The following is an 11480-nucleotide window of genomic DNA, read 5'->3' on the forward strand; positions in this document are numbered from 1 at the left end:
CAGGTGGTCAACTACCTAATTTTCAGGGAAAAAGTACCTCAATTTTCCCCCTGATCACTCCCATGCCTGGTACTTTTTGATTGACAAAAAGTCTAAAAGTCTTACCCAACAAGGTTTTTAGATTTATTCAGCAGACCCTAAATAGGGTTTGCTGAATAAGTTTTTCGTGGGGTGTGGGGTGTGGGGGGTAGTGGGGAATTTAGCTGAAATTTCCCTATCTCCCTATCTCCCTATCTCCCTAAATCCCTGACTCTTATCTCCCGACTCCCGAAAAGGAAAACTTGCTATCTCACCATTAAGATAACTGCTCTACTCTAGGAGCGACCGAGAAAAAATTTTCTCAATGTGCCTTTACCCCAATAGCGATCGATTTCTTGCCAGAGATTGTGGAGACAAAAAACCACTGCTAGACAGAGAGTAACCGCAAGGATTTGAGAGAAACTTTCCCTTTGCCAAAATTTGGCCATTGCCTCCGAAATTACCCGCGTTCCCCGATAAGCTTCCAGAAAACCCTCGATCGAGCCGAGAATCAGTGCTGCTAGGGTATAAACAAAGGTTCGATACAGAATGCTAAGGTAACGGGGTCGATTTTCTAACCATTCTAGCTTCATGGCTGCGTCGAGAATGGCCACGGTTTTTGCCGCAATGATCGCCCCTAAGCTCGCTTTACCCAAAACGTAGGTAGTAATCGAATATTCTTCCAGAAATAATTTCATGATCAGAAGAATATAACCGAAAGCCAAGAAAAAAAAGAGGGCAAGAGAACCGATTTTTTTCAATTCCTTTTTAATTGCTTCCATTGATTTTTTTTGATATTTTCTGCCAAGATAGCGGTCGCGCTGCCGGATAGTCCTTTAACTATAAGCTATAGTTAATTATTTGTTGCAGCTATTCTCCCATCTCCACCAGCAAGTTTGAGCGCCGATAACTGAACTGATGCTTGAAACTAATTACGGCTTGCTGAATAAATCTAAAAACTTTGTTGGATAAGACTTTTAGACTTTTTTTCCCTCAAAAAGTGCCAGCCATTGCGGGGAGCGGGGGCAAAATTCAGGTACTTTTTCCCTGAAAATTAGGCAACTGACTACCTCAAAATCGGTAAAACCCCACACCCCACACCCCACACCCCACACCCTGCCCCCAGGAAAAGCTTTTTCAGCAAACCCTAATTACGGCTTGATTGTCGATAAAATGAGGATTACCGAGGGGATCGATGGCACTGAAAGCGTAAAAATAACGGCGTGCTAGGGGCGGAAAATCGCTAAAATCGAAGATTGTGTCACCTTTAGCCACATCTGCCCAAAAATTGCGTAATTTTGGGGCTAATTCCTCCGCTAGACTCACGGGAAGATTGAGGGGATGGCAGGTTAACAAACGCATCATAAAAGGATAAGAGCGATCGCCTAACCATTGCCGAGAAATAGCGGGTAAATTCTCCCATCCGGGTATATTTTGCAGATGAAAAGATTCTATGGCTAATTCAACCGTGTTTTCGCAATATTCTAGCACCCGGTAGGGATGGGGATAACTGACGAGGGAGCCGGTGGTAATTTCATAGATACCTCTAGTAAAAGCCAGATCCTGCACGTGGAGATGGCCAGTAATCAACAATTTTACGCCGTTTTCCTGTAGTATATCGAGCAGTTCTACCGCATTAGCCAACATATAGCGTTTACCTAATTCATGATTGCTTTGTCCGGGTAAATGCTCGATAACGTTATGATGGATCATCACCATCACTAGATCGTTTTTTAGCGATGGTAAAGTCTGTTTTAACCAATGCAATTGTTCTGCATCTAAACTGCCAATTTGTCCACCTTGCTCATCGAATTGATTAGAATTAAGACCGATTAATTGCACTCCGGGTAAAATTTCTTTTTGGTAGTATATTTGTTCGGGATTGCTGTAACCAAATTGTTGATAATAAAAGGGAAAATCTGCTAAACCGATCTGGTTTTCCGTCGCGGTTAAACTCAAAACATCATGATTACCCGGCACCACATAGACGGGGAAGGGTAAAGTGGCTAAACAATCGGCTAACCAACGATGATTTTCTGGTTCACCATCTTGGGTTAAATCGCCAGCAATCAGCAGAAAATCAAGGTTAAGGGTGATCAGATGGTCTAAAACAATTTTTAAAGCGGGAATACTCACTTCCACCAGATGAAAGCGATTAGAATGGTTCAAAATGGTTGTGGGTAAAGCGATATGAGGATCGCTGAGAATGGCGAAACGGAAATTCATCGCATTCAATTGGGCTAAATATCGGTAAACTAGATCGATCGAGGAGAAATGAGGAGAAAATATCTTTGGCTAAAGTTCGCGTTCGTCAGCACGTCAATCCCTTAAGTCATAAATATCGCCATCCGATCGCTCCCCCCGATTGGAATCAAGTTTATCAGGATATGACGCAACCTCTCCATCTTGACATTGGTTGTGCGCGGGGTAAATTTTTGTTACAAATGGCCCAAGTAGAGCCAGAAATTAATTTTTTGGGGATTGAAATTCGTCAACCTTTGGTAATTGAAGCGAATCAGGAACGGGAAAGGTTAGGATTAAGTAATCTCGCTTTTGTTTTTGGCAATATGAATGTTGCCCCAGAAATTTTACTGCAATCTTTGCCCGCGGATAAGTTATTTTGGGTGTCGATTCAATTTCCCGATCCTTGGTTTAAACAGCGTCACAGCAAGCGTCGGGTTGTGCAGCCAGAATTAGTCATAGCTTTGGCTAAGTATATGGTAGCTGGGGGCTGGGTTTTTTTACAGTCGGATGTGGAATCGATCGCCCTGGAAATGACCGAGAGATTTCAAGCACATCCCCATTTTGTTCGACAACATCAAACCCCCTGGTTAGCGGAAAATATTTTCCCCGTACCGACGGAGAGGGAAAAGTCCACTTATAATAAGGGTCAACCGGTTTATCGCTCGCTTTTTCGAGTTCGGTAGCTTCAGCTAAAATATCTTGGCACTGTCTGAAATCATGGTTAGAAATCTCGACTCACCCCTAATACTTGAGGACAATAATCGCCCCCCTGTCTCTCAATTGCTAGAATTTCTCTTAACCAAAGAAAAAAACACTAAAAAAACTAAAGAAAATCTTACTTTTGCGGCTTTAGTCGGTACTTGGCGATTATACTTTATCACGGGAACTCAAAAAGCGAAAAAGAGAGCGGGAATCGTTTTAGGTAAGGGTCGCTATCTACCATCCTGGTTAAAAATTACCATCTCTTACCAAAGAAATGAGAGTTTAGAACCGGGAGAATTTATCTCTGGAAGCGTCAGCAATCAGATAGTTTTAGGGGCAGTCAAACTATCCGTAAGCGGTCCGGTTAAGTTTTTTCCTAAAACCCGTCTTCTTGCCTTTGATTTTACCCGGCTCAACCTAACCCTATTTAATCGCTCTCTCTATTCAGGTTTTATTAGAAATGGCCAGGTAAGTGAAGCGAATTTTTATCAGGAAAGTATCAAAAAACAGGCATTTTTTGCCTATTTTTTGATCACAGAAACAATGATGGCAGCCCGGGGACGAGGGGGAGGATTAGCCCTTTGGATAAAAGAGATAAGTGAGACAAAACCAGCTGAAAAATAAGTGATTAGAGGAGAAATAGATGGGATATTCTATCGAGGTAGATGGGACAAATTTTGACAGTGAAGTGATCGAGAAATCCTATCTAAATACGGTGATTTTAGACTTTTATGCTCTGTGGTGTGGACCCTGTAAATTGGTAAAACCGATGCTAGAAAAACTGGCAAGCGAATATAATTTTATCCTGGCCAAAATAGATATAGATAAAAATCCCGACTTAGCCGAACAATACGATGTGGAAGGAGTTCCCGATGTGCGAATTGTCAGCAAGGGAGAAGTGTTACCCTGTTTTGTTGGTGCTTTGCCAGAAGAACAAATTAGAGACTTATTTTCCCGTCTCGATTTAAAATCGGAATTAGAAACAGGATTAGCAGAAATACAAGAAGCGATTGCCCTCGATAATTTGCCCGCAGCTAAACAATTATTTGATCGTCTTTTTCCTAAATATTCCAACGAACCACGATTAGTTATTATGGCGGTAAAATTTCTCATGCGTCTAGAAAAATGGTCTGATGCTTACCGATTAATCAGTGCTATTAAAGAAGAAAATCCCCTGATCAAAGGTTGGAAAACTCTCCTAGAATTTCAACAGTTAAAACCAGAAAATAATCCCCTCGATGCGATATTTTTTACTGGGATTAATTCCGCATTAAAAGAAGATTATGCCGCCGCTTTAGATAAACTGATCAGCCTGGTGGGAGAAAGTAGAAAATATCGTCAGGATGGGGCAAGAAAAGCCATGTTAGCCATATTTCAGATTTTAGGAGTTAGTCATCCCCTCACCCAAGAATACCAAGCAAAGTTAACATTTCTGCTCTACTAGGTAGGGTTTGCGGCAAAAAGTTTTTTGGTGGGGTTAGGAGTCGGTCATCAGGAGTCAGGAGTCGGTCAAAACTAAAGCAATTCCCCAGTAATTTCAACAAATCTATTCCTCGAATTTCTGTTGACAACTGCCAGGGAATTGCTAGGGGCAAGATGCAGTTTATTTGTGGCGAATCATTTCATACAGGGCAACGTATTCTTCCCCGGGGCGATTCCAAGAGTAATCGCATTCCATGCCTTGAATCGCTAATTTTTGGAATTCTTCCGGTTGAGTGTACCACAATTCTAATGCCCGGGACATGGCTGATTCGAGGGCATTATTATCGGGATCAAAAAAGACAAAACCATTGCGTTCTTCGGGTTGGTGATAGGTATCATAATCGCGATCAAAAACCGTATTAACTAAACCACCAACTCCCCGGACGATGGGAACGGTTCCGTATTTTAAGCTGATTACTTGTGTCAGTCCGCAGGGTTCAAAATTACTGGGAACCACAATCATATCGGCCCCCGCATAAATGAGGTGAGATAATTCCTCATTAAAGCCCAATTCAATATGGACATCAGGGTTATTATTTAGGTGATTTTTCTCATGCCAGAACCAGTTATTAATTAACGATTCGGTGGCGGAACCTAAGAGGACAAATTGCGCCCCGCGAGCTAAGGCATAATACATGGCATGGTGAACTAAATGTACGCCTTTTTGGTCATCTAAACGACCGACATAACAAATTAAGGGCTTTTCTGGTTCATCTCTTAACCAGAGTCTTTCTCGCAGTGCCTTTTTATTGCGTGCCTTCTCGGAGAAGCTATCAACACCGTAGGGTGCAGCAATAAATTTATCCACCTCTGGATTCCAGATATTGTAATCTAAACCGTTGAGAATGCCAGTAAATTTGTGTTGATGTAGGTGAATTGTATGACCTAAACCGTAACTAACATCGGTGTGGTGTGCTTCCCAAGCATGGTGGGGTGAGACGGTGTTGAAATAGTTGGAAAAGACGATACCACCTTTCATAAAATTAATCACAAAAGGATTGAAGTTATCGCGCATTCGGGCATAGCTAAAGTAGTAAGTATCGTTATTTAATCCTGTTGCCCAGAGAATTTCCGCACCAGCAAATCCTTGATGTTTAAAGTTATGGATGGTGTAGAGAACGCGCTGATTGCCCATACCATGATATTTATAAATTTCAAAAAGTAAGGGCGGAATTAAACCGGTTTGCCAGTCGTGACAATGAATTATATCGGGACGTTTATTACTTCTGAGCAAAAATTCTAAAGCGGCTTTGCAGAAGAAGGCAAAACGCATATTATCGTCTTTACAACCGTAGTAAGTACCGCGATTAAAGAAATTATCGCCCGAATTGGGTTGAATAAAGAAACACAAGCGCCCGTGTACCCAACCACAAAAAACATTACAGTGAATTGCCCCACCGTACCAAGGTACCCACAGGTCCCGATAAGCCTCGTGTAAGCCCCAAATTTGGTCGTAGCGCATACAATCATACATGGGTAGGATTAGCTCCACGCAATGACCGCGAATTTCTAATTCTCGACTCAATCCATATACCACATCCCCCAATCCCCCAGCTTTAATCACTGGGGCGCACTCAGAGGCAACCTGAACTATATACATATATCAATACTCCGTCGATTAATCTACAGGTCAGCTAGAAGCAATTTTTACAAAAGTATACAGTCTTCTGTGATTAATTGACTCGATCGATCGAATTAGTTGCGGGTTGGGGTAGTGGGGTGTTGGGGTGTTGGGGTAGTGGGGAATTTAACTGAAATTTCCCTATCTCCCTAAATCCCTATCTCCCTATCTCCCTAAATCCCTATCTCCTGTCTCCTGAAGATTAACAGCGTTTTAACTGTCCTAGGAGCAAAATCACCTCATCGATGCCGTTTCTGAGGGTGGTGGCGGGTTGATCGCTGTTATTTACGGTTATGCTAAAGATTAGGGGTTGATTGTCGGCGGTTGCTAGATAACCCGCGAGGGCGATAACTCCGGTTAAAGTCCCGGTTTTTGCCTGTAATCGTCCTTCTAGGGGAGTCTGGCGGAATCTATTGGTTAAAGTGCCATCAACGCCGCCAATGGCTAAAGAACGCCGATAATCAGGATTTTCTGCCATTAGTTGTAAAATTTGACCTAAAGTCTTGGGTTTAATTAGGTTTTGTCGTGATAGCCCCGAACCGTCGCCGATTTTATAACTATCGCTGTTAATTCCCAGTTTTGTTAAAGTTTCTTGCAATCCCGAGACACCGCCGAGCATTTGTAGTAGGGTTTCGGCTAGTAAATTATCGCTATTTTTATTGACTTTTTCCACCAAATATGCTAGGGGTTCTGATTCTAAATTGGTGATCTCATGGCCGAGAATCTGTGAACTAATTTCTGCGTTTTTAACGGTAATTCCCGCTTTTTCAAGGATATTACGCCAGCGAGCCAGGAAATATTCCGAGGGTTGGGGAATAGCTAAATTAAAATCATCTTGACTATCAATAGCCAGAGAACCAGTGATAATCAGGCGATTATTGGCTAAATTGCCCTTAATTGCCAGAGTATTCGGGCTTCCTTGCGCTGCGGTGCTGGTTTGATTCTCAATTAGCCATTGTTTAGCGGCAATGGGATCAGACCATTGTAAATCTAAGCTTTGCCCCAATTGTTGCGGTAAAAGCTTTAAAGTGACGGAATTTTCGTTTAAAACCAAGCTAGAAGCGGGTACAGCATAGTCAAAAAAGACATCTTCCCATTCCCAGGTTTTTTGACTATCGGAGACGAGAAAAGGACTAGCAACGACAATTAAGCGAGAAATTGAGTTAATTCCCTGTGCTTTTAACTTTTCTGCTAATTTTTCTAACTTTTCTGTGGTTATGGTTGCATCTCCCCTCCCGACTAAGGTTAAAGTTTCTAAATCGGGGGGGTTGCCCTGGGCTAAAATGGGGGTTTTCAGACGATAATCGCGGTTAAATTTGCTGAAAGCGGCAGCAGTGGTTAATAATTTCGCAGTAGAAGCGGGAGTAAAAAAGTTATTTTCGTGGATACTATAGATATTTTGGTCAGAATTGAGGTATTTTACTAAAATTCCCCAATAAGCGCCTTGATAATCGGGTCGGGCCAAAATGCGATCGATCCTGGTGGCTAAGTCTGCTGGACAGATAAACTGGGAAGGGGGGGAATTGTCTTGACTGATGGGGGTTGCGAGGGTGACGGGATGGTTTACCCAGAGAAATAGGGAACAAGTCCCCAAGAGAAAAGATAATTTCGAGCGGCGTGTTAGCATAGAATTAAGTCTTGGCAGTAGGTAAATTGACTCTAATTTAGCAGCATTAGTGACCATATTCTGCTAGTTACTCGATAGATTCAGTTAGGGATTGATCCGAGATATTCGCTCCCCTTTTTGCCAAAAAAGTTTCTTGATTTCGTCAAACTTCTATTCATTTGCGAGGATGTTTTTATGAGTTATGATTTTGATTTATTGGTAATTGGTGGTGGTTCTGGTGGTATTGCCACCGCTAGACGGGCAGCCGAATACGGGGCAAAAGTGGGATTAGCAGAATACGATCGTTTGGGAGGAACCTGTGTTAATCGCGGTTGTATTCCCAAAAAATTAATGGTTTATTCTAGTCGTTTTCCGCAACTATTTAAGGATGCGGAAGGTTACGGTTGGAGTCCAGTAGAGAGTCAGTTAAATTGGCAAAAATTAATTAGTGCCGTTAATCAGGAAACTATACGTTTGAATGGCATTTATCAAAAGATGCTGGATAATTCTCAAGTGACGATTTTTCCTAATTATGCCAAGTTTCTTGATACCCATACCCTGGAGGTGGGAGATCAGAAAATTACTGCCGATAAAATTTTAATTGCCGTGGGGGGACATCCCGTTAAACCTGATATTCCGGGGATCGAACATACAGTAGTTTCTGATGCCATGTTTCAACTGCCAGAACAACCGAAAAGAATTATAGTTTTAGGGGCGGGATATATTGGGGTAGAATTTGCTGGTATTATGCACGGATTAGGGACAGAAGTGGTGCAGTTAATCCGTAAAGACAAGATTTTAAGAGGGTTTGATGAGGATATCCGCGATGAGATTCAAGCGGAAATGATCCGTCAGGGAATTAAAATTATGCCCGAAACTTTCCCCACTTCGATCGAGAAAACTGCTGCGGGTTTAAAAGTACATATTCAGGGTCAAGAAACCTCAGAAATCTTATTTGTTGATGCCCTAGGTTTAGCCGCTACTGGAAGAATTCCTAAGCTGGAAAAATTGGGCTTAGAGAATGTCAATGTCGAGGTAAAAAACGGGGCAATTGTTGTCAACGAGTATAGCCAAACCAGCGAAGATAATATCTATGCCGTGGGCGATTGTACTGATCAAATTAATTTAACTCCCGTGGCGATTAATCAGGGGCGAGCTTTTGCCGATACAGTCTTTGGTAATAAACCCCGGTTAATGAGTTATGAAAACGTTCCCTCGGCAGTATTTTCTACTCCTGAAGCGGCGACGGTGGGATTAACAGAATTGCAAGCAAAAAACCTATATGGTGACACGGGGATTAAAGTTTATCGGTCTAAATTCCGCCCTGGTTACAATGTTTTACCGGCCCGAGAGGACAAAACTTTGATGAAATTAGTTGTCCATCAGGAAAGTGGTAAAATTCTCGGAGCGCACATGGTGGGAGATCACGCCGCCGAAATTATTCAAGGAGTAGCCATTGCCGTAAAAATGGGCGCAACAAAAGCCGATTTTGATGCCACTGTCGGCATTCATCCCAGTGCTGCCGAGGAATTCGTCACCATGCGTTAATTAACAATTTTAGGTGTGTTAGTTTGGGTGCATCTCACACTTACAGAAATACCGACAATCAGCAATTATCAGCTTCTGAAGGCAAGAGGCAACAGGCAAGAGGCAAAAGACAGAATCTGACAATTCTCCTACCTAAAAAGAAGGTTATAAACTAAGCATATCAAAGCTTTTGGCTTAACCAATTAGGTCTTAGATTCGGTCGAGTGACTCTTAGATTATTACAGATATATCAGCAGCTGCCTGTAAGCATCCCACCGAAAAACTAATGCGCTCCGGGGTTTGGGGGGTTCTACCCCCCAAAAGCTTGGATTGAGTAATAAAATCGGAAGTAACGCCCGATTTTAGCAGAGAGTTTCCCATTAAAAATGCCAACTTGGTAGATTTACAAAAATGAGATACACCCGTTAGGTTTGTCTAACACACCAGAGAAAATTAACCTTTTTGGCTATTGACAACTGAGCCATTTTATGATTTTTTTTCAGTTAATTTTTGAGCGAGATTTAAGATATCGGAGGGGAGCATAATCACGGTACTGGTGTTATTTTCCGCTCCAATTTCCGTTAACATTTGTAGGCGGCGTAATTCCAAAGCGGCGGGATTTTCCATGATTAATCGGGAAGCTTCCGCTAATTTTAGGGAGGCTTCCTGTTCTGCGGCAGCTTTAATCAAACGGGCCCGTTTTTCTCGCAATGCTTCCGCTTCCTTGGCCATAGCTCGCTGCATACCAGTGGGAATTTCCACATCTTTCATCTCCACCCGTTCGATATCAATGCCCCAGGGTTCGCTAATTTCATCGACAATTTGTTGGACCGCTTGATTGATTTTGTCTCGTTTTTGCAAGACATCATCGAGATGATTTTGACCAACTACATTTCTTAAAGTGGTCATGGCCGCTTGGTAAACGGCCGCGGGGTAGGATTCGACTTTATTAATCGCTTTGCTAGGATCGATAATGCGATAGTAGAGAACCGCATTAACCTTAATTGTGACATTATCGGCGGTGACAGTTTCTTGCGGGGCGATATCGACGGTTTTGGTGCGAATATCCAGCTGCATTTTTTGGTCAACTAGGGGAATGATCCAGTACAGTCCGGGGCCTTTGGTGTCTTGATAACGCCCTAGACGAAAGATAACACCACGCTGGTATTCTCGATCGATTTTAAAGCCATTTAACCCCAGAATGCCCGCTATCAATAGGAAGGATGCTAAAAATTCCATATTAATTACCACTTATCGGGTTCAAGTTAATCGGTGTGCGGTGACATCTCAATTGCCATCTCCTCGCTCCTGACCACTAATACATTCATTCTAGAGAGTAACCGGGCTGTCGGGGAAACTCATAACGAAATATTACAATTTTTAGGAATTGCCCAACCAGCAGCGATGACTCGACTTCCAGACCCCGACCTGAGATAAACTACAGAATGTTATCAGAATTTACCTTGATATTATGAGCGTAGTTAGCCAAGTCATCCTCAAAGCCGACGACGAACTTCGTTATCCTAGTAGTGGTGAACTACAGGGTATCGGGCAATTTTTAAAAACCGGTGAGCAGAGAATTCGCATTGCCGAAACTCTCGCTGACAATGAGAAAAAAATCGTCGATCAGGCTCAAAAACAACTGTTCAAGAAACGTCCCGATTATAGAGCGCCGGGGGGCAATGCCTACGGTCAGCGTCAATATAATCAATGCTTGCGCGATTATGGTTGGTATCTCCGTCTAGTTACCTATGGGGTATTAGCCGGAGATAAGGGACCGATCGAACAAACCGGTCTGATCGGGGTCAAAGAGATGTATAACTCTCTTAATGTTCCCATCCCCGGCATGGTGGAGGCGATTCGTTGTCTCAAAGAGGCCGCTTTAGGTCTTTTGACTCAAGAGGATGCCGTGGCAGCAGCCCCCTACTTCGACTTTATCATCCAGTATATGTCCTAAGCGATCGGGACAATCCCAAGGGCCTGAAGTCTGAAAAGGGGCAATTTTCGTCTCTTTCAGGGTTCAGGCTTGACTTTTTTCAGTGATCAGTGATCAGTAAGCAGTAAACAGTAATCAGTGAAAAGACAGTAGTAAACTGGCATTTGATCAGGCTCACTTAATACATACTGCTCACTTAATACTGGCTCTTCGGTTTGTGTTATGCAATGGACGGGGGTTATAAGGGATGGAACCCTTATATAGAAAGGCATTTAGCGATTTTTGTCAATTGTTTTTGCTCTAGAGCGAACTAATCAATTAAGTCTCTTGCCAGATAAGGATTT

The 11480-nt window shown here is 42.6% G+C and carries 10 protein-coding genes; 5 read left to right on the forward strand and 5 right to left on the reverse strand.

The window, feature by feature from the left end:
- Nucleotides 1-314: 314 nt before the first annotated feature.
- Both O9295_RS06010 and O9295_RS06015 read right to left on the reverse strand, forming a co-directional pair.
- A complete protein-coding gene (locus O9295_RS06010) occupies nucleotides 315-800 on the reverse strand; it encodes a hypothetical protein (protein WP_287738613.1) in 486 nt (161 codons plus the stop codon).
- Nucleotides 801-1155: 355 nt separating this feature from the next.
- Entirely contained in the window at nucleotides 1156-2244 is a 1089-nt protein-coding gene (locus O9295_RS06015; RefSeq protein WP_287171043.1) for a metallophosphoesterase family protein, read from the reverse strand.
- A 65-nt stretch (nucleotides 2245-2309) separates the two neighbouring features.
- Here O9295_RS06015 and trmB point away from each other — a divergent pair, with 65 nt between their 5' ends.
- From trmB to O9295_RS06030, 3 genes are read left to right on the forward strand one after another with little or no spacing between them, the layout of a single operon-like run.
- On the forward strand, nucleotides 2310-2945 hold the full coding sequence (gene trmB / locus O9295_RS06020; RefSeq protein ID WP_002801525.1) for a tRNA (guanosine(46)-N7)-methyltransferase TrmB: 636 nt from the start codon (nucleotides 2310-2312) through the stop codon (nucleotides 2943-2945).
- Nucleotides 2946-2979: 34 nt separating this feature from the next.
- On the forward strand, nucleotides 2980-3588 hold the full coding sequence (locus O9295_RS06025; protein ID WP_287738611.1) for a hypothetical protein: 609 nt from the start codon (nucleotides 2980-2982) through the stop codon (nucleotides 3586-3588).
- A 19-nt stretch (nucleotides 3589-3607) separates the two neighbouring features.
- The gene (locus O9295_RS06030) at nucleotides 3608-4408 is read left to right on the forward strand and encodes a tetratricopeptide repeat protein (RefSeq protein ID WP_288032327.1); all 801 of its coding nucleotides are present in this window, start codon (nucleotides 3608-3610) and stop codon (nucleotides 4406-4408) included.
- 159 nt (nucleotides 4409-4567) lie between these two features.
- On the opposite strand, the gene glgA is transcribed toward O9295_RS06030, so the two are convergent.
- Together glgA and dacB are read right to left on the reverse strand one after the other, a co-directional pair.
- On the reverse strand, nucleotides 4568-6046 hold the full coding sequence (glgA, locus tag O9295_RS06035) for a glycogen synthase GlgA (RefSeq protein ID WP_288032328.1): 1479 nt from the start codon (nucleotides 6044-6046) through the stop codon (nucleotides 4568-4570).
- A gap of 223 nt (nucleotides 6047-6269) precedes the next feature.
- Entirely contained in the window at nucleotides 6270-7694 is a 1425-nt protein-coding gene (dacB, locus tag O9295_RS06040; protein ID WP_288032331.1) for a D-alanyl-D-alanine carboxypeptidase/D-alanyl-D-alanine endopeptidase, read from the reverse strand.
- Nucleotides 7695-7868: 174 nt separating this feature from the next.
- Here dacB and gorA point away from each other — a divergent pair, with 174 nt between their 5' ends.
- Entirely contained in the window at nucleotides 7869-9221 is a 1353-nt protein-coding gene (gorA, locus tag O9295_RS06045) for a glutathione-disulfide reductase (protein ID WP_288032329.1), read from the forward strand.
- A 465-nt stretch (nucleotides 9222-9686) separates the two neighbouring features.
- Here the strand turns inward: gorA and O9295_RS06050 are convergent, their stop codons facing one another.
- Entirely contained in the window at nucleotides 9687-10439 is a 753-nt protein-coding gene (locus tag O9295_RS06050; RefSeq protein WP_061430757.1) for a slipin family protein, read from the reverse strand.
- Nucleotides 10440-10671: 232 nt separating this feature from the next.
- On the opposite strand from O9295_RS06050, the gene O9295_RS06055 reads away from it, so the two are divergent.
- Entirely contained in the window at nucleotides 10672-11157 is a 486-nt protein-coding gene (locus O9295_RS06055; RefSeq protein WP_004162595.1) for an allophycocyanin subunit alpha-B, read from the forward strand.
- The last annotated feature ends 323 nt before the right edge of the window (nucleotides 11158-11480 follow it).

Origin of the sequence: Microcystis sp. LE18-22.4A (assembly GCF_027531105.1) — a bacterium.
GTDB lineage: Bacteria > Cyanobacteriota > Cyanobacteriia > Cyanobacteriales > Microcystaceae > Microcystis > Microcystis aeruginosa.

Coding starts and splice junctions, on each gene's coding strand:
- O9295_RS06010 (WP_287738613.1), bottom strand. CDS start 800: ATGGAAGCAATTAAAAAGGAATTGAAAAAAATCGGTTCTCTTGCCCTC.
- O9295_RS06025 (WP_287738611.1), top strand. CDS start 2,980: ATGGTTAGAAATCTCGACTCACCCCTAATACTTGAGGACAATAATCGC.
- O9295_RS06050 (WP_061430757.1), bottom strand. CDS start 10,439: ATGGAATTTTTAGCATCCTTCCTATTGATAGCGGGCATTCTGGGGTTA.
- glgA (WP_288032328.1), bottom strand. CDS start 6,046: ATGTATATAGTTCAGGTTGCCTCTGAGTGCGCCCCAGTGATTAAAGCT.
- O9295_RS06015 (WP_287171043.1), bottom strand. CDS start 2,244: ATGAATTTCCGTTTCGCCATTCTCAGCGATCCTCATATCGCTTTACCC.
- gorA (WP_288032329.1), top strand. CDS start 7,869: ATGAGTTATGATTTTGATTTATTGGTAATTGGTGGTGGTTCTGGTGGT.
- dacB (WP_288032331.1), bottom strand. CDS start 7,694: ATGCTAACACGCCGCTCGAAATTATCTTTTCTCTTGGGGACTTGTTCC.
- O9295_RS06055 (WP_004162595.1), top strand. CDS start 10,672: ATGAGCGTAGTTAGCCAAGTCATCCTCAAAGCCGACGACGAACTTCGT.
- O9295_RS06030 (WP_288032327.1), top strand. CDS start 3,608: ATGGGATATTCTATCGAGGTAGATGGGACAAATTTTGACAGTGAAGTG.